We start from the raw sequence: 17,735 nt of genomic DNA on the forward strand, positions 1-17,735 counted from the left end.
GGTAGACCCCATCTTTTGGGTCTACCTTCTCTCTCTTTTTTATGCGCAAACGTTTGCTCTTTTGCGTAAAATAAAAATTTCAAGCAGAGAAAACAGCCATAATATTATCAAAGCTTAACTCATTTGTTCCTCTAACAACATAATCTGCTTTTTCCATTGCATCCGGTGTTCCAACTCCAACTGCAAACATACCTGCAGCTTTTATTGCTTCTACACCTGCAGCTGCATCTTCCACCCCTATACATGTTTCATAAGGTAACTGCAGTGCATCTGCCGCTTTTAAAAAGATTTCTGGATTTGGTTTCCCCTTAACAACAGTAGCTGCATCCACAATCGTATCAAAATAAGATTGAATACCCAATTGTTTAATAACAGGACCTGCATTTTTACTTGCAGAGGCTAATCCGATTTTAATTCCATACGATTGCAAGGCTTGTAATAGATTCATAATGCCCGGTAACACATCTTTTTCAGAAATTGTGTCGATTAACGCTTTGTAATGATTGTTCTTCTTTGTGGCAAGTAGCTCTTTTTCCTCCTGTGTAAAATCATGCTCACGTTTGCCGTGTTTAAGAATGAGTTCTAAGGAATCCATACGGCTTACACCCTTCAATCGTTCGTTAAACTCACGATCCATCGGTATGCCAAGTTCATCTGCAAGCTGTTTCCATGCTAAATAATGTAGTTCAGCACTATCAGTAATAACTCCATCTAAGTCAAAAATAAACGCTTTCACTTGTTTTGTCATCCTATATTCCTCACTTTCCAGTTCGTACGATTTTATGCTATCATTTTTTAAGAAGAAATGAAATGAAATCCTTTTCATATTTAAAATTTTCAAAATTAAGACACAGTTTTGTAGGGAGAGAACGAATGAAAGCCTATCTATTTTTAGCTATTGCTATTATTACCGAAATATTTGGAAGCTCTATGCTGAAGGCTTCCGATGGCTTTACGAAATTATATCCTAGTATTGGTGTATTGATTGGATATGTAGCAGCATTCTATTCCCTATCTTTAGCGTTACAGTCCCTTTCACTAAGTATCTCCTATGCGATTTGGTCTGGAGTTGGAACGGCGTTAACAGCCATTGTCGGTGTTCTTATTTGGAAAGAAACAATCACCATTCAAGGCGGGATTGGTATCGGACTGATTATCATAGGGGTTATTATGCTAAATCTAGGAAAATCATCTGTGTAAGAAAAAGACGCAACATGGTAACGTTGCGTCTTTAGAACTTTCATCACTTTTCAAACACAAAATTAATCTTATTATCTTTCCACTCTAGCTTGGCATCAAATGATTTGTCCTTCTTCTTAAACCCTTTAATTAAGTCTGTTTGTTCACCATTTAATAACTTCTTCACATTCTTCTGTGAAATGGTCTTTCCTAATATTTTTTTCGAAATTGTAAAATCACATTTTGTTGTAGAGTAATTCGAGCATCCGTAAAAAGTAGATTTATCAACAATATCTCCATCACATTTTTTACATTTTCCAACTTTTGTTCCTATTGCCAACTTCTTTTTTGAACCTGGTTTACTTTGAAATTGTGTAAGATCAAATTGTTGAAAATCCCATCCTTCACTTTGTTTTTTAGCATCATCAATTAGCTTTAATGTAAGTTTCTTCGTCTGTTCCATAAACACACTTGGTGATGCAGCTCCAGCTCCAATTTCATCTAATCTTTGTTCCCATTTTGCCGTCATCTCAGGTGAAGCTAAAATACTATTACCAATGGCATCTATTAGAAGTACTCCTTTATCAGTAGCTGATACTTGATTTTTCTTAACCTCTATATATTTTCGATCTTTTAAAACACCGATAATACCAGCTCGCGTTGCTTCTGTTCCTAATCCCTCTGTCTTATTTAATACCTTTGTTAACTCTTCATTATCTAAATATTTACCGGCCGTTTTCATTAGCGTAATAAGTTGCCCTTCTGTATAACGCTTAGGAGGTTGGGTTTTCCCCTCTTTTACCGTTACCTCTTGGACAATACCCTGTTCTCCCTTTTCTAGAGAAGGTAAATCTTGTTCGTCCTCATCTTTATGTTTTTCTTTCTTATTTTCATAAATAACTTTACGCCATCCGGATTGAATTTCCTCTTTCCCTTTCGATATAAAGGTTGCTCTACCATCAACTAATGTGTGTACAGTTGTATAGTCAAAAATTGCTTTATCATAGTGTGCAGCAAGTAATCGTCTAATAACTAAATCATATATTTTTTGTTCTTCTCCAGATAGTCTTGACGGATCCGTTACTTGCTCTGTTGGAATAATAGCGTAATGGTCTGTTACTTTCTTTTCATTTACGTAACGTTTGTTTTCCTTAATTGAAGAATAAGGTAATGGAAATAACGAACTGTATGTCTCAATCTTACTTATTTTTTGTAGTATATCTGGAAACATTGACGCTTCTTCTTTCGTCACAAAGCTTGAATCTGACCTTGGATATGAAATGATCCCCTTTATATACAACTTTTGAGCAATTTCTAGCGTTTTTTGTGGTGAATACTTAAAGCGCTTATTTGCCTCAGCTTGCAGGGAGGAGAGGTTAAATAGAAATGGTGGATGAAATTCCTTTCTTTCCTTTTCAAGCTCATGAACTTCAGCAGCTTTTCCTTTACAGAACTGTGCAATTTTATAAGCCATAGCTGCTTCCTTTATTCTGGAGTCATTATCTTTATGCCATTTCCCCATATAGACTTTTCCATCCATATGAAATGTGGCATGAACCTCCCAGAAAGGTTCAGACTTAAAGTTCTCAATATCCTTTTCACGTTTAACAATGAGTGCAAGAGTTGGTGTTTGAACTCTTCCTGTCGAAAACACATCTGAAATACCCTTTTGTTGTAATAAAAGGGTGTATACACGAGAAGCATTCATACCAACAAGCCAATCTGCACAAGAACGGCTATATGCTTCATAGTAAAGATTCCGAGTCTCTTTTTCATCTAGTAAATTTTTAAATCCATTTATAACCGCATTTTGAGTTAATGAAGAGATCCATAAACGCTTCATTGGTTTATTATTTCTACATAACATCAACGTTAACCGAATAATAGCTTCCCCTTCTCGTTCGGCATCTCCCGCAATAATGATTTCATTCACTTCACTACGATGAACTAATTCCTTAACGATATTAAATTGCTTCCATTTTGATTTTGTTACTCTATGACTAAATTTTTCTGGGATGATCGGTAAGGTATGTAAATTCCACTTTTTCCACTTTTGATCATATTCCTCAGGCGGGACTAATTCACATAAGTGTCCAACTGCCCAACTTAAATATGCACCTTGGGGGAATATCTCATTTGGAGCAATTTCTATATACCCATTTCTTTTTTTATGAGAAAAAGGCGCTGCCAGTTTGGCTCCTTGATCTGGTTTTTCAGCGATTATTAATTTCATGTCTTTCTCCTTTGATTTTTAAACCTATGATAGCTATACCTACTAATCTACTTTTTATAATAATTATTTTTCTATTTCTATCTTATTACTCTAATCGTACCTATCATGCTACATATATAATACGTAAAATTACAAGGGAACGCAAAACGAGTTAGATAATATGTGAGAAACATAGTATAGGAAGATAATAAATAGACTGAGATGAACACCTATAGATTTAACCATAAAAAACTGCATCCCAATTGTTAGGATGTGTCTAACAATTGGGATGCAGTTCATTCGTTTGTTAACACCGGACATTTACGATTACGAAAAAGGTAAATTTCACTAGTTTATGATCCCTTTCTTCATAATTTCTACCTGAATCGTAGGAACAAAATCCACTTTTTGATAGTTGCTACCCCAGTCTTTCTTCTGTTTCTTCCAAATTTAGGGATGGAATGCCATGAGTTGTCTGCCGATACCTAATCCGTCACATTGGGCTTCTTGCAACATCCAGTCATGAATAGGAGGATGAAAACAGTTCGTATATAAAGCAGATCCTTTTCATCTAACTGATGTCCTCCTTTTTCTAGTAATGTACGTCAAACAGAGCAGGATCAAAGGAAGTCCAATAATTAATGAGTAATGAGCAATCGCAATCATTCGATCGTATAAATCGCTGATTGCTTGGTCCTGAGCAATCAGCGCCAGAATAAAGAGAATGAATAGGGCATAGGGGACGGCCTTTTTATGTTCGCCGCGGTGAAAGATGCGCCCTAATCCAACCGTTGCCACATATGTCCAAGAAACGAGGGCAGTAGTAACAATAAAGATCCATAACGATAAAAAGATCAAATCGATCCTTTGAATGATCTGAAAGGAAAAACCTTTCAGCATGTAGAGGAGAGGTTCCAAAACCGCAGGCATGACCGCTGGGCTGAAAATGATTAAACAGGTAAACACCTCAAATGTATAAAAAAGGGTAACCACCATATTTCCTAAGGAAGCTGCCTTTATTTTTCCGCTGCTTTTCCCTTCAACAAATGGATATATCACCAATATATTTTCATACCCAGTTAAGGGAAACAATGCATCATTCGCTGTTTTAAAGATATTCCCCCACCCGACTTCTGTTATAGGAAAAATATAACTGAAGTTTACCTTTGCATAACCCATCAAGGATAACACCACCATCACAATAATCGTGAACGTAGAGAGGACAAACAGTCTAGCAATCACTTGAAGGTTTTCTTTAACCAAATACATACAGGTAAGTAGGGAGAGAAGTAACAATGCCCATCTTGGGGTGTCTTGAAGGACCCACCTTCCCACGACATCGGCAAACTTGGCAAGAACCGTTCCTCCAGAAAGCAGAAAATAGCCAATATAAGCAAAGCCAAGCAGATTTCCAAGCAAATTCCCAGTAATCTTTGGTAAGAAACTGTATATCGTATCGGAAGGATATTGTTTGCAAAGAGCACACAGTACTAAAATAATGACTTGTACGGCCAATCCGGCGATTAACATAGAAATCCATGCTCCCCCCTTGGCACTAGCTTGCAATTTATAAGGAAGTGATAAAATTCCCACCCCCACCTGGGACTGTATAACAAAAAACATGAGCTGTCCTTGCGTAATTTTATTCTTTACCGAGATCATCTTGTTCCCACTCCCTTGAATTTTTTTCTTGATTCATCCTTTTTGGATGCGGATCATGGGGGCATTGATTCAAGCTCCAGATAGGAAAACGAATATTAGTTTGTTAACAGCGGACATTTACGATTACGAAAAAGATAAATTTCACTAGTTTATGATCCCTTTCTTCGTAATTTCTACCTGAATCGTAGGAACAAAATCCACTTTTTGATAGTTGCTACCCCAGTCTTTCTTCTGTGTCTTCCAAATCTGGGGATGGAATGCTATAAGTTGTCTGCCGATACCTAATCCGTCACATTGGGCTTCTTGCATTTTTTTAAGAGTGTCTTTTGCTAAATTGGTCATCTCTTTAGAAAGATACTGGTTTAATTGATTGACTACTTTCTTCTCAGTTAATCGATCTTTCGGCCATTCAACGATACTCACTTTCCATTTTAAATCCAGTTTAACCGTAATTTGATCACCTGATTGAATCAGTACTTTCATTTTTTGCTTTGATTTTTCTACATTAAAGCTCAAAAAATCTTGACTAGTTTGATGACCCTTCGGGCTACTTATTTCTCTGGTGAAATCTGCCGTTTTCCCCGTCTTGCCTTTCAAAATTAAATACATGGTAGATTCATCAGGACTTAGTGTGCCTGTGAATTGTTGGTTATGAAACATGGCAATATGGGAAACATCCACTCGTTTCCCCTTTTTTTCAAGATATGGAAGAGTAAAATCTTCGCCAGGGTCCATCATAATAGGGTAAATCTTTTCAATGGTAACCTCAGGAACGGTTGTAGTTACTTCTTTGCTCTTGATTAATTCATCAATTTCTTCTGCAATCAAGACATTCCCAACTTTTTTAAGGGAAAGCATATCTGCCGCCCTCCCTTTCACCACGCCAATCCTGGCATTTAAGGCACTCTTTGGATCACGGTAGAAAATATCGAGAATCGGATAAATATCTTGTTTTGCCAGTTCTTCTCCAATGAGAACAATCCGATTTTTATATGCACGAAGATACCGTGATATCTGATCGTCTGCCTTATCGCGAGCTTCCCTTGGAGAATGGCCAACTGTGAAAATAATATCGTTTTTAGGACTCTGTTGTTCGCTAGTAGGACTGTCCCGTATGACAAAGGTGCTTTGAAGTTTTCCATTAGATGTGAGATCAAACCCTCCTCCATGAATCAAGCGGGCATTCCTTAAAAGATCTTGATCCCAACATCCAGTCATGAATAGGAGGATGAAAACAGCTTCGCATAAAAAGCAGATCCTTTTCATCTAACTGATGTCCTCCTTTTTCTAGTCATGTACGTCAAACTAAGCAGGATCAATGGAAGTCCAATAATTAATGAATAATGAGCAATCGCAGCCATTTGATCGTATAAGTCGCTTATCGCTGGATTTTGAGCTATCAGAGCCAAAATAAAGAGTATGAATAGAGCATAAGGGACGGCCTTTTTATGTTCGTCGCGGTGAAAGATGCGACCAAATCCAACCGTTGCCACGTATGTCCAAGAAACGAGGGAAGTAGTAACAATAAAGATCCATAACGATAAAAAGATCAAATCGATCCGCTGAATGATTTGGAAGGAGAAACCTTTTAGCATGAAGAGAAGATGTTCCGATACCTCAGGCATGACCGCCGGACTGAAGATGATTAAACTAGTAAATACTTCAAATGCGTAAAAGACGGTAACCACGAGATTCCCTAAAGAAACTGCCTTTAATTTTCCTCCACTTTTCCCTTCAACAAATGGATAAATCACCAATATAGTTTCATACCCAGTTAAAGGAAACAATGCCTCATTTGCTCCTTTTATAATTTTCCCCCATCCCGCTTCTGTAATAGGGAAAATATAACTGAAGTTCACATGGGCATAGCCCATCAAGGATAATACCACCATCACAATGATCGTGAACGTAGAGATGACAAACACTCTGGCAATCACTCGAAGGTCTTCTTTTACCAAATACATACAGGTAAGAAGAGCGAGAAGTAATAATGCCCATCTAGGTGTTTCTTGTAGCACCCACTTTCCTACAACATCGGCAAACTTGCTAAGAGCAGCTCCTCCCATAAGCAGGAAATAACCAATATAAGCAAAGCTAAGCAGATTTCCAAGAAAATCCCCGGTAATCTTCGGTAAGAAACTATATAACGTATCGTTAGGAAATCGTTTGCAAAGGGCACAAAGAATCAAAATAATGACTTGTACGACAAATCCGGCGATTAAAGCAGAAATCCACGCTCCCCCCTTGGCGCTTACTTGCAGTTTATAAGGAAGTGATAAAATTCCCACCCCCACCTGAGACTGTATAACAAAAAACATGAGCTGTCCTTGCGTAATTTTATTCTTTACCGGGATCATCTTGTTCCCACTCCCTTGAATTTCTTTCTTGATTCATTCTTTTTGGATGCGGATCATGGGGCCGTTGATTCAAGCTCCAGATAGGAAAACGAATAAATGCATCCTTCAAATCTTTTATTCGAAGAGGCATGACAGGCGCAAAATAGGGTGTACCAAAGCACTCTAATTTACATAAGTGAATTAAGATGAAAAGCAGGCCAAACGTAATCCCGATCAAACCAAACATCGCCGCCAAGATCATAAGCGGGAAGCCAAGAAGGCGCGTTGTCATACGTACTTCATGAGTCGGTGCGACAAAAGAAGAAATAGCTGTTAAGGCGACAACAATCACCATAGGATATGAAATTAATCCAGCCCGTACAATCGATTCACCGATGACCAATCCACCAACAACGCCGATGGTTTGACCTATCCGGCTCGGTAAACGATTCCCTGCTTCACGTAATACTTCTAAGCTAATTTGCATAAAAAAAGCCTCTATAATTGGTGGAAATGGAACCCTGTCTATCGTGCTTTTTACCGAATAAACCAAATTTTCCGGTAAAATTTCAGGGTGATAGCCAATAATTGCAATATATAAAGCAGGTATGAGAGAGGCTATGATAAAGCTACCAACACGGATCAACCGAAGGAACGATCCGATCATCCACCCGCTGTTATAATCACCCGGGGTTTGATAAAAGGCAAAGAAAGTCACCGGTAAAGTCAGGGCAGATGGGTCTCCATCCGATAAAATGACGACACGACCTTCCATGAGATGAGCTACTGCCCGATCCGGTCTTTCCGATAATAACATTTGCGGAAAGAGGGAAAATGGGTTATCTTGAATCATTTCCGCAATGGCTCCAGGCGAAATCGTGGTGTCGATCGAAATGGAACCAATTCTGTGATCCACTTCCATGATCAAATCCGGATTCGCCAGGTCCTCCATATAGAGAAGAGCTAATTTTGTTTTGGTTACCTCTCCAATCTGGTAATAGCGAACGACCAGATTTGGATTCCTAATGCGCTTTCTAACCAAATAAAGATTTGTCATGAGATCCTCTATAAAACCATCATGAGCACCGCGAATAACCCCTTCGTTCGCTGGCTCCAAGATACTTCGTTTATATACTGCAGTTACATTGACAACAATAATTTCTCCAGTACCTTCGAATAACAATACACAATTTCCTTGGACTAAGGCATGGGGCACCTCACCAAGATCCGATTTTTTCGAAATCTCTAAAGAAGTAATGACTTCATCCACGATTCCTTCTTTTTTTTCTTCTATAGGTTGGATGATCTCGTTTTGAATTCTCTGTTGATCAGATAGGGATTCTAAAGAAACAATGAGACCATCCAATTGATTAAACCTAATGCTCCGCCATTTCAGATCATTTGAATGAAACAGCTGGTTTTTAATGTGTTCCATATTTTTTTCTAAAGAAGTATAAACAGGCATTTCCATATGTGGACTTTTTTCAGTCCGTTTGTTCGAAAACAATTTTTTTAAACGTTTCATTCTTCTGCTCCACCTAAGTACAATCCAATTTTTATTAATTTAACCATTTAAATATGGAATATTCCGGCGAGAAGAAGCGTGATTACAATTGGTACATTAATAAAAAACCAAATAGAGTCATACCAAGCAAATTATATAAAAAAACGAAGCACAGATGTGCTTCGTTTTTTTTATTGAAATCTATTAAATTATAGTTATTACATTGTGGACTGCTTTTGCATATTATATACTTCAAGTCGATTTAAATCACGTTTGCATTCATTTACAAAAACAGGAAGATTTTTAATTTGGTCTACATCCGTACTTTCAACAAAAGCTTTAATATGATTGGTTATTCCACGAATTTCACTCATTATTTCTTTATTTTCTCTTTTTAGTCGCTCTGTTTCAATACGAAGCGAATGAACTTCTGAATCTGAATCCATTTTATTTACTTTCATTCCATCTGCCGCCATGCTAGATAACTCAAAAATACCAGCCATTAATTGATGCACTCGTTTTTCATTCTCTGTATCATCACAAATGGCTTGAAAATTACGAACCATGCCTGACAATAAATGAACAAGACTATATTTTGGTTGCTCTGCAACAATTTCTGCTTGCTCTGAAATAAATAGCTCATCCTCAAGATTGATTTCATTCTCTCTAGTATTCATTTTCTTATATTCTTGGCCAGGCTTACGTCCTGGTTTTTGTTTTATTATATTTCCAATAGGAAGTTGATTATTTCTCAACTTGTAATACGTATTTTGCAGTTGATTTTTTGTTTTTGGGAAAACATTTAGACAATTCTTACTAAGTTGATCAGAAATTGTAATTACACTAATACCGTTTTTTTGAAAAAACTGATAGATAAACAGAAGTAAATCTAACTCAGCCTTTAACCATGAATAACCTGACTTTTCATAGGCCTCTAATCCACCAAGTTCTTGTATCTCTTGTTGAAATAACTCCATTTTATTATAAAGTGCTAGTACATCCTCTTCTTCAAGCTGCAAATTATAGGATAATCCTTGCACTTGCTTCGTTTTTTCTTCTATCGTTTCATCTGAACGAATCAGTTTCTCAATAGGAACCATAATCTCTTCAATCATACGACTTTTATCTTGCATATTGCTTCCCCCTAATATATCTCTATTCTTTATAACGAACAACCTATAAGTTCCATATATTACCATTTAAAACGATTTTACTATTTATAATGGTAATAGGTCAATAGCTATAGTCTAATAAGCAGCTTATCATTCTCTAATAAGAACAAGGTTTCGTCTAGGTGGTTATTCTATTAAAATTATATAAAAAAACAGATAAAATATCTACAATATTTCAAAAATATTTAAATAAATAAACATGAATTAATAAATACCATAAAATGTTTATAATGATAAGTTTTTACTCGCTATTTTTAATTGGATTTTTCAAATAAAAACTCATTGCAATTGTGTACAACATCCAGTACAATGTGTGTTGTATGAATTATCTCTTTTCTGAAGATTTATGTAATCATAATTAGGAATAGAGATGAAAGCATTAGCTTGTCTTTAATAAATAAAATTTCTAGATGAGCATAAAAAAGGGAGATTATGAAAATGAACAGCAATACGACATTCATACAACTTCATCACCATACATAACCCTTGAACCTAGCGCAAATTAACGCGTAGGTACAAGGGTTATTTCCATTGTACCTACACTGCTATAAAAGCCATGTAGGTATTTTTATACTTACATGGCTTTTTCTTATGATAGGGATATGTATACAAGAAAAGGAGATTACAAACATGGAAAACAAGAAGTGGGGATTATGGGTTTTAACTGCATTTGTAGTCGGAAACATGGTTGGTGGTGGTATTTTCATGCTGCCTGCAAACCTGGCGAAAGTCGCAAGTCCAGTTGGATCAACAATTGCTTGGATTGCTACTGGCTTTGGAGTATTAATGTTAGCTCTTGTATTTGGAAATTTAGCATTACGTCGTCCTGATTTAAAAGCAGGCCCTCAAAGCTATGCGCAAGCAATGTTTTCTTCTAAAAAAGTAGGTCGTGCTGCAGGATATAGTATTGCATGGGGATATTGGGCAGCAAATTGGCCAGGTACAGCATCTGGGATTATTTTATTTGCTGGATACTTATCAACATTTTTCCCGATTTTATCTTCAAAAGCAGTATTATTTACAATCGGATCATTTCAAGTTAGCAGTGGAAATTTGACAACATTCCTCCTATGTTCTGCTCTGCTTTGGGGATTGCAATGGATTTTAGCTTCTAGTTTTACAAGTTCAGGTAAAATTAATTTTGCAGCTACTGCAGCAAAATTAATTGGATTCGGACTATTTATTATTTTTACTCTATCCATTTTTAATATTGCCAATGCTTCAGGAAGTACGTTCGTAGATACTTCTGGCAAGTCTATTCCACTATTTGATCAAATAAATGGGGCTGCTATTTCAACACTTTGGGCATTTATCGGAATTGAATCTGCAGTCTTGCTTTCCAATCGCGCTAAATCTCAGCATGATGTAAAAAGAGCGACTCTAATTGGACTTATCATTTCAATTATCATTTATATCGCAATTACTCTATTAACAATGGGGGCATTATCACAACAAGCATTGCGGGACTCTCAAAAACCATTAGTGGATGCACTAAGTGTTGCAATTGGACCAAACAGTGCTTCCATACTTGCTGTTCTAGCTCTCATATCCTTATTAGGTTCCACGGTAGGATGGATCGCCGTAAGCGCTGAGGTTCCTTACCAAGCAGCAAAAAACAATCTTTTCCCTACTTACTTTGCAAAAACAAATAAAAACGGCAGTCCGGTTCGTTCTCTCACGATTACGAACATCTTGACACAAGTGTTCTTATTCTCTACCATTTCTGGAACTCTTGCGGATGCCTATAACTTTGCAATCGTCGTAGCAACTTTAGCCTACTTAATTCCATATTTAGTAAGCTCCCTTTATCAATTAAAGTTGGTAATTACTGGAGAAACCTATATTGGAGAAGTAAGCAGTCGTATTAAGGACGGAATCATCGTAAGTATTGCTTTAATTTATTCTCTATGGGTAATTAAATCAGGAACATCTGACCTAAAAACCTTTATGCTAGGTATTGGATTATTTCTAATCGGATTGCTGTTTTATCCATTCATCATGCGAAATCAAACAAAAAGCAGTATATAAAACGAAACATACATTCACAATCAATCAAGACAAAACAAAACTTCCCTCTAGGGGGAAGTTTTGTTTTATAGTAGATTAATGTGCAGAAACATCACTCACACCATGTCCAGTATTGGATTTTACAACGATTTCATCAAACTTTGCTTTGCTTTCTTGTTTGCCAGATAATATTGTACCTAAATAGGCTGCTAAAAACCCAAGTGGAATGGAAACAATACCTGGATTTGCTAAAGAAATGAGAGGTTTTCCTACAAAAATCGCTTTTCCAGCAACTGGATCCCAAACGTTTGGACCGATTGCTACCACAATAATAGCTGATAGGAGACCTACAATCATTCCTGATATCGCTCCAGCTGTGTTAAAGCGTTTCCAGTAGATTGTGAATAAAATAACTGGAAGATTGGCACTTGCAGCAACCGCAAAGGCTAATGCTACGAGAAAGGCTACATTTAGTGTCTGCGCAAATAAAGCAAGTATGATACTAAGTACAGCAACACCAATAGACGCATACCGTGCCATGGCCACCTGTTCTTTTTCAGTTGCATTTCCACGGCGAATAATTTCGCTATAAAAATCATGTGCAAACGCAGATGCCGCTGTTAATACGAGCCCTGCTACAACTGCTAGAATCGTTGCAAATGCTACTGCAGATACAAAAGCGAATAGGAAGTCCCCACCAATCATTTGTGCTAAAAGCGGTGCCGCCATATTCCCTGCAGGGTTAGCTTTCACAATTGCTGTATTACCGACAAAAGCAGCCGCACCGAAGCCGAGAAAAACAGTCATAATGTAAAAGAATCCAATTAGCCATGTTGCATAAACGACAGATGAGCGAGCTGTTTTCGCATCTTTTACTGTAAAGAAACGAACAAGAATATGCGGTAAACCAGCGGTACCAAGAACCAATGCTATATTTAAAGATAGCGTGTCCAAACCATTTTTATACTTCACTCCTGGATTTAAGAATGAATCTTTTAAAGGAGTAGCTGTTTTCATAGCTTGAAACATGTCCAACAAATTATAATTGAATTTAGCAAATACAATAAGTGAAATAACTAATGTTCCAGCCATTAATAATACTGCCTTTACAATTTGCACCCAGCTTGTTGCATGCATTCCTCCAAAAATAACATATACTGTCATAAGTGTACCTACAATCAGCACGGCAGTTGTATAATCAATCCCTAATAGTAGCTTAATAAGAGCCCCTGCCCCTACTAATTGTGCAATCATATAAAAAATCGAAATCGTAATTGTATTCATTGCTGCAACTCCGCGTACCTTTTTCGCATCAAAACGGGCTGCAATCATATCTGCTAACGTATACTTTCCTAAATTACGAAGCGGCTCTGCCACTAAATATAATACAACTAGATACGCAACGAGAAACCCTATGCTATAGAAAAAACCATCAAATCCAGTTAATGCAATTGCACCGGCAATTCCTAAAAAGGAAGCAGCGGACATATAATCACCTGCTATTGCTAGTCCATTTTGCCAGCCTGTAAGACCTCCACCTGCTGTATAAAATTCACTTGCATTTTTGGTTTTTTTAGAAGCAAAGTACGTAATAACTAAGGTACCAAGAACAATAATTAAAAATAATGAAAAGGCCGTCATGTTCATCGCATTTCCTCCCTTTCGTATAGTTGTTTTAGGATTTTCTCTGATAAGCGATCAAAGGTTCGTGCTTTTTTGCTATACCAAATGCAAAGTGTCCAAGTCATAATAAACTGAGCAAAAGCAAAGACCCACGCCCACGTAATTGCACCAATAGCCGGTGTATTTAATATTTTTGTATATGACGTTAAAATAGGAAGTAAGAAATAAAAGCTTAAAAAGAATAGGGTTATAGGAATAATAAATTTTCTTTTTACTCGAAGTAACTGTTTAAATTCGGGTGAAGCAGCAACTCTACTGTAATCGCTTTCATTTATTTCCTCAATTAACTCTTTCTTTACTGCCATACTGTACATTCCTCCCTTTTTTAATATCTTTCTACTCTTACCTATAAAACGATTGATTCACCTCTCATTCTCTGTAACCTGATTAAATGTTACAATTTTCTGAAACTTTATTCTCATTTTATTGGATAATTATGGCATAGGAAAGGGTTTTCTTTCGACAATTTCCGTCATTCTCCATTAGCGGGAACAAAAAAAACCGCATTGCTGCGGTATATTTCGATTATGGCTATCCTATCAATTCGCTACCTGACGTGGAAATGACGGATGATGATACAAATTTTGTTTGTCGATTACGTACTCTACTGAAAAAACAACTACATCAGCACGGACTATATCACCAATAATATAACCTAGCGTATCATCCATAATAGCAAAGCAATTTTTTTCTTCGCACGTAAGCGCATCCTCTGCAATTGATAGAACCGCATTATAAATAGGTCCCCTATCCTTTACTTCTTTAATGAGCTTGAATGATAGCTTGATCAGAATCTCTTGTCCGCAAATTATAGTTCGATACATATGTGTATCCTCCCCTTAGAAAAACTGCATCGCTTTGTAAGCAAAATGAATGCTATAACCAACAAGAATAACACCTGCTATTGCTGTAATATATCCAAGCATTTTTGGTTTTATTACCGTTCGACCAAGATGAACGGTAAAGGCAATGTTTACATTCCAAAGAACAATTCCTACCAATATACACAAGCTATAAAGCATTGCTTCCGTTTTGCTTACGCTTGTTAATAGTGTACTTAAGCTACTCCCGTACACACCAAACCAAAAAACGAGATTAAGCGGATTTGATAAAGCAAGCATAAACCCAGTCGTATAGGACTGACGAATACCTCCTATCTTATCTTTTATATATTCCATTTCATTTTGAAAAATCCCTTGTTTTATGCTTGTAAATCCTAAGTGAAGTAAGAAAAAAAAGCCAATGCAATACATGCATAATTGGACATTCGTTCTCATGAAAAGTGAAGAAAAACCAAAATAGATGAGAAGCATAAATAATAAATCAGCAGTCATACCACCTAATCCAACCATCCATGCATGCCAAAACCCTTTCATAATACCACGCTTCACCATTTCGATATTTATTGGACCTACAGGAGCTGCTAACGAAATACCAAGAACAACTTGTTGAATGATTACTAGTAACATAACCCAATTCCTTTCTATGTATGAATAACAGTAGATGTAGCTTGTCTATAAAATTAAACAACGAAAAAACATATAACATAGCGTAACCTCATATTAAAAAACTATGCAAAAAAAAGGTGATGCAAAAAGGATAACACTTTCCACTATCACCTTTAGGGCAACGATCTATTTCGGATTTATTTTTCTTGCTCCTTAATTTGAAACGGGCAACTTCCTTCTATGGGCTTACAATCATCACCGATAAAATATTGTTTCCATTCGTGATGATTCAAGTCTCCATAATGGCTAATGTTTGGATGCTTAGGAAGTCCATCCCACTTTTCTACGCGCTCTCGAACCGTTTGCCGAGAGTATGCACCTTTTGGACGATTTCCTTCCAACCCCTCAAAAATAATACGTGGCTGAAATCCAATCACAAGGGAATTCCCTAACTGTCTTGTTTTACGTTGTTTATAGGCAGGTGCATTTCCAAATGCAAAAATAGCTTCTCCCCCAAAGGAAAATTCCCATAAATGATGATCAGGATTTGTGGGAATATGCTTCGGCCAAGGATATTCATCATGTTCATGCAAAAACTGAAGCAAATTCCAGAAATAATCACGATAATAAGAAAGCGTACGTTCTTCTTTTTCTGGCTCTACAAACACAAATAACCCTCGACGTACAAGGGGCCGTTCCTGCATCAATTGCAAAAACGCAACCAGAGTCCCCGGTAAACTACTCCAATCCTGATTTGGCACATACGAATACCGTAATTCATCTCGTTTAAAAGCTGTCATCCCAAAGTAACAAGGAAAGGTAGGATCCGAAACTTTCGTAGAAAAAGTTTCAAATTCATTCAAAAACCAAGATGGCACATCTTTTCGTTCGCGAAGGTTTGCTCGTTCAAAAAGAACGGAATAATTAAGATTTTTCAAAGGAAAACCTCCTTCTATCGTATCCAAAATAAAGCTTATTAGAGAAAAGGCCATTCTATGTCTTTCTTTTTTAAGCTTCATCAAAAACCGGACTGTAGTATAGATCATCATTCTAATACAAACACTACACTCAAAATGCTTATGAAGGAGGAATAAAGTATGAGTAACCCATTCACTGAATTTGAGCAAGTATTTATGCAGGTTGAGACTGCCGAGAAGATGGTTGGTTCGGCTACCGTTACGATGGATCCAGAGATGTTACAACATGCTGCAACATCCGTTAATCAAGCGAGGGAACAATTAGAAAAATGTAAGACTAACGCGACAGATTTAGATGAACCCTATCTTCAGAGTCAAGAAAAACGACTTTCTCGCATTGAAAAACAATTATGGGAAGCTAACCGATAATTCCCACGAATTAGTGAAAATAAACGGGGAGAATGACCCTCACTTTGACACACGTCTTAAGTGGAGGTCATTCTCCCCGTTCATGTAAGATAAAGTGAAACTTCCCTAGGTGGGGGTTTTCTCTCATCCCCCACCTAGGGTTAGCCCGCCCAATTCGGACTTTTACGGGCAGTTGTCCCCCACTTAGTCTTCTCTGATTACTAAGCCTTGAAGTGGGGGTCTTACTGCCCGTTAAAGCGGGATAAACTAGGGCAATCTTACTGCGTTTTTAGGAAAGTTCTTTACCATACTTTTTTAATTGTTCGCCAACTGTACATTTCTTAATGCAAAATGTTTGAGCGTAATGTTTTCCGTATTCTTTTCGAAAATAGCTGTTTAAAAAGCATCCGGTACAGTATGTGTCTAACAACTCGTTTACTTCAGTAATAAGTTCCTTTTTCCTCATTACCCCCTACTCCTCTACTGCAGCATGACTATCAATGGCGGTACCATTAAGCGCCTGAGTTGCTAATTGATCGGCTTCACGATTATTTTTACGTGACACGGGCTCGTAGGAAAACTTCCAATGATTCACTTCTTGCTTCTTTTCAATACGCTCCATATATTGATGTAGGTTTTCTTCATAGCATGGCCATCTCCCCGCTAACTGATTCAATACAACCTGAGAATCTCCCCGTAATGTAATGATTTGATAATGCAATTTATTTTCCTCAAGGATTTGCAAACCAAACAATAATGCTGCATATTCTGCTTCGTTATTATTTTCTAATTCATGAAATTTATGATTACGACGGATTCTATATGTTTTTTTATTTTTTGTATAATACAAAGCTACCCCAACGCCAGCTTGTTTTGTCTGCACATCAAAACCACCATCGAAGTATAGTACGATATCCTGTGGTTCCTCATCTTCCTGTTTTCGTAGCTTATCTACTTCTTTTTTAGTCCAAGTTGATCCAAATTCATCCAAAAACTGAATTTCCTTTAACCGACCCGTCTTTTCAAAGTCAGCAGCTAATAATAATGCGTGTTCTAGCTCCATAAAATCTGAATGAAGTACAGTTTCTAAGTGATTACGTTTATATATCCAGCGTATTTGATATTTCATAGTGATACTCCTTTTTTTACTAACAATGAGCTTTAACATAGCCTTCTTATAAAAGAAGGCATTGTTACATTTTCTTTT

17 protein-coding genes are annotated in these 17,735 nt (G+C 37.0%); 3 read left to right on the forward strand and 14 right to left on the reverse strand.

Translation table 11 applies throughout. The features are described 5' to 3' along the window. Nucleotides 1–79: 79 nt before the first annotated feature. Nucleotides 80–748: a beta-phosphoglucomutase gene (pgmB, locus tag ACM5BR_RS05625; RefSeq protein WP_416826640.1), complete on the reverse strand. Its 669-nt coding sequence runs from the start codon at nt 746–748 to the stop codon at nt 80–82. 125 nt (nt 749–873) lie between these two features. Here pgmB and ACM5BR_RS05630 point away from each other — a divergent pair, with 125 nt between their 5' ends. Continuing rightward, entirely contained in the window at nt 874–1,200 is a 327-nt protein-coding gene (locus tag ACM5BR_RS05630) for a DMT family transporter (protein WP_416826642.1), read from the forward strand. Nucleotides 1,201–1,243: 43 nt separating this feature from the next. Here ACM5BR_RS05630 and ACM5BR_RS05635 read toward each other — a convergent pair whose 3' ends face one another. The 6 genes from ACM5BR_RS05635 to ACM5BR_RS05660 form a co-directional block, all read right to left on the reverse strand. Continuing rightward, nucleotides 1,244–3,412: a DNA topoisomerase III gene (locus ACM5BR_RS05635; protein ID WP_416826644.1), complete on the reverse strand. Its 2,169-nt coding sequence runs from the start codon at nt 3,410–3,412 to the stop codon at nt 1,244–1,246. Between the two features lie 546 nt (nt 3,413–3,958). Continuing rightward, a complete protein-coding gene (locus ACM5BR_RS05640; protein ID WP_416826646.1) occupies nt 3,959–5,053 on the reverse strand; it encodes a GerAB/ArcD/ProY family transporter in 1,095 nt (364 codons plus the stop codon). A 144-nt stretch (nt 5,054–5,197) separates the two neighbouring features. Then, nucleotides 5,198–6,319 (reverse strand): Ger(x)C family spore germination protein, encoded by a 1,122-nt coding sequence (locus ACM5BR_RS05645; RefSeq protein ID WP_416826648.1) that lies wholly within the window; start codon nt 6,317–6,319, stop codon nt 5,198–5,200. Beyond that, a complete protein-coding gene (locus ACM5BR_RS05650) occupies nt 6,316–7,410 on the reverse strand; it encodes a GerAB/ArcD/ProY family transporter (protein ID WP_416826649.1) in 1,095 nt (364 codons plus the stop codon). Before ACM5BR_RS05650 ends, ACM5BR_RS05645 begins: the two co-directional genes overlap by 4 nt. Next, nucleotides 7,391–8,914 carry a spore germination protein gene (locus ACM5BR_RS05655; RefSeq protein WP_416826651.1) on the reverse strand — a complete coding sequence of 508 codons (1,524 nt, stop codon included), beginning with the start codon at nt 8,912–8,914 and terminating at the stop codon, nt 7,391–7,393. The genes ACM5BR_RS05650 and ACM5BR_RS05655 overlap by 20 nt, the downstream gene beginning before the upstream one ends. A gap of 197 nt (nt 8,915–9,111) precedes the next feature. After that, entirely contained in the window at nt 9,112–10,026 is a 915-nt protein-coding gene (locus tag ACM5BR_RS05660) for a DNA-binding domain-containing protein (protein ID WP_416826652.1), read from the reverse strand. A gap of 669 nt (nt 10,027–10,695) precedes the next feature. On the opposite strand from ACM5BR_RS05660, the gene ACM5BR_RS05665 reads away from it, so the two are divergent. After that, nucleotides 10,696–12,093 carry an amino acid permease gene (locus ACM5BR_RS05665; RefSeq protein ID WP_416826654.1) on the forward strand — a complete coding sequence of 466 codons (1,398 nt, stop codon included), beginning with the start codon at nt 10,696–10,698 and terminating at the stop codon, nt 12,091–12,093. A 75-nt stretch (nt 12,094–12,168) separates the two neighbouring features. Here the strand turns inward: ACM5BR_RS05665 and ACM5BR_RS05670 are convergent, their stop codons facing one another. The 5 genes from ACM5BR_RS05670 to ACM5BR_RS05690 form a co-directional block, all read right to left on the reverse strand. Then, nucleotides 12,169–13,719 carry a solute symporter family protein gene (locus ACM5BR_RS05670; protein ID WP_416826656.1) on the reverse strand — a complete coding sequence of 517 codons (1,551 nt, stop codon included), beginning with the start codon at nt 13,717–13,719 and terminating at the stop codon, nt 12,169–12,171. After that, nucleotides 13,716–14,060 carry a DUF485 domain-containing protein gene (locus ACM5BR_RS05675; RefSeq protein ID WP_416826658.1) on the reverse strand — a complete coding sequence of 115 codons (345 nt, stop codon included), beginning with the start codon at nt 14,058–14,060 and terminating at the stop codon, nt 13,716–13,718. The genes ACM5BR_RS05670 and ACM5BR_RS05675 overlap by 4 nt, the downstream gene beginning before the upstream one ends. A 234-nt stretch (nt 14,061–14,294) precedes the next feature. Further along, nucleotides 14,295–14,579, reverse strand: a complete 285-nt coding sequence (locus ACM5BR_RS05680; RefSeq protein ID WP_416826660.1) for a hypothetical protein — start codon at nt 14,577–14,579, stop codon at nt 14,295–14,297. Nucleotides 14,580–14,594: 15 nt separating this feature from the next. Next, on the reverse strand, nt 14,595–15,224 hold the full coding sequence (locus tag ACM5BR_RS05685; protein WP_416826662.1) for a LysE family transporter: 630 nt from the start codon (nt 15,222–15,224) through the stop codon (nt 14,595–14,597). A gap of 176 nt (nt 15,225–15,400) precedes the next feature. Next, nucleotides 15,401–16,141, reverse strand: a complete 741-nt coding sequence (locus tag ACM5BR_RS05690) for a YqcI/YcgG family protein (protein ID WP_416826663.1) — start codon at nt 16,139–16,141, stop codon at nt 15,401–15,403. A 159-nt stretch (nt 16,142–16,300) separates the two neighbouring features. On the opposite strand from ACM5BR_RS05690, the gene ACM5BR_RS05695 reads away from it, so the two are divergent. Then, complete coding sequence (locus ACM5BR_RS05695; protein ID WP_416826665.1) at nt 16,301–16,549, forward strand: DUF2564 family protein; 249 nt, start codon at nt 16,301–16,303, stop codon at nt 16,547–16,549. 268 nt (nt 16,550–16,817) lie between these two features. Here ACM5BR_RS05695 and ACM5BR_RS05700 read toward each other — a convergent pair whose 3' ends face one another. Further along, nucleotides 16,818–16,994: a zinc-finger domain-containing protein gene (locus ACM5BR_RS05700; RefSeq protein WP_416826667.1), complete on the reverse strand. Its 177-nt coding sequence runs from the start codon at nt 16,992–16,994 to the stop codon at nt 16,818–16,820. A 6-nt stretch (nt 16,995–17,000) separates the two neighbouring features. Further along, nucleotides 17,001–17,657, reverse strand: coding sequence for a reverse transcriptase-like protein (locus ACM5BR_RS05705; RefSeq protein ID WP_416826669.1), 657 nt, complete (start codon nt 17,655–17,657; stop codon nt 17,001–17,003). Nucleotides 17,658–17,735 lie beyond the last annotated feature (78 nt).

The organism is Ectobacillus polymachus (assembly GCF_048159605.1).
GTDB classification, from domain to species: Bacteria; Bacillota; Bacilli; order Bacillales; family Bacillaceae_G; genus Ectobacillus; species Ectobacillus polymachus.

What these genes read in the sequence shown, in the direction of transcription:
- pgmB (WP_416826640.1), bottom strand. Translation starts at nt 748, where the DNA reads ATGACAAAACAAGTGAAAGCGTTTATTTTTGACTTAGATGGAGTTATT.
- ACM5BR_RS05630 (WP_416826642.1), top strand. Translation starts at nt 874, where the DNA reads ATGAAAGCCTATCTATTTTTAGCTATTGCTATTATTACCGAAATATTT.
- ACM5BR_RS05635 (WP_416826644.1), bottom strand. Translation starts at nt 3,412, where the DNA reads ATGAAATTAATAATCGCTGAAAAACCAGATCAAGGAGCCAAACTGGCA.
- ACM5BR_RS05640 (WP_416826646.1), bottom strand. Translation starts at nt 5,053, where the DNA reads ATGATCTCGGTAAAGAATAAAATTACGCAAGGACAGCTCATGTTTTTT.
- ACM5BR_RS05645 (WP_416826648.1), bottom strand. Translation starts at nt 6,319, where the DNA reads ATGAAAAGGATCTGCTTTTTATGCGAAGCTGTTTTCATCCTCCTATTC.
- ACM5BR_RS05650 (WP_416826649.1), bottom strand. Translation starts at nt 7,410, where the DNA reads ATGATCCCGGTAAAGAATAAAATTACGCAAGGACAGCTCATGTTTTTT.
- ACM5BR_RS05655 (WP_416826651.1), bottom strand. Translation starts at nt 8,914, where the DNA reads ATGAAACGTTTAAAAAAATTGTTTTCGAACAAACGGACTGAAAAAAGT.
- ACM5BR_RS05660 (WP_416826652.1), bottom strand. Translation starts at nt 10,026, where the DNA reads ATGCAAGATAAAAGTCGTATGATTGAAGAGATTATGGTTCCTATTGAG.
- ACM5BR_RS05665 (WP_416826654.1), top strand. Translation starts at nt 10,696, where the DNA reads ATGGAAAACAAGAAGTGGGGATTATGGGTTTTAACTGCATTTGTAGTC.
- ACM5BR_RS05670 (WP_416826656.1), bottom strand. Translation starts at nt 13,719, where the DNA reads ATGAACATGACGGCCTTTTCATTATTTTTAATTATTGTTCTTGGTACC.
- ACM5BR_RS05675 (WP_416826658.1), bottom strand. Translation starts at nt 14,060, where the DNA reads ATGGCAGTAAAGAAAGAGTTAATTGAGGAAATAAATGAAAGCGATTAC.
- ACM5BR_RS05680 (WP_416826660.1), bottom strand. Translation starts at nt 14,579, where the DNA reads ATGTATCGAACTATAATTTGCGGACAAGAGATTCTGATCAAGCTATCA.
- ACM5BR_RS05685 (WP_416826662.1), bottom strand. Translation starts at nt 15,224, where the DNA reads ATGTTACTAGTAATCATTCAACAAGTTGTTCTTGGTATTTCGTTAGCA.
- ACM5BR_RS05695 (WP_416826665.1), top strand. Translation starts at nt 16,301, where the DNA reads ATGAGTAACCCATTCACTGAATTTGAGCAAGTATTTATGCAGGTTGAG.
- ACM5BR_RS05700 (WP_416826667.1), bottom strand. Translation starts at nt 16,994, where the DNA reads ATGAGGAAAAAGGAACTTATTACTGAAGTAAACGAGTTGTTAGACACA.
- ACM5BR_RS05705 (WP_416826669.1), bottom strand. Translation starts at nt 17,657, where the DNA reads ATGAAATATCAAATACGCTGGATATATAAACGTAATCACTTAGAAACT.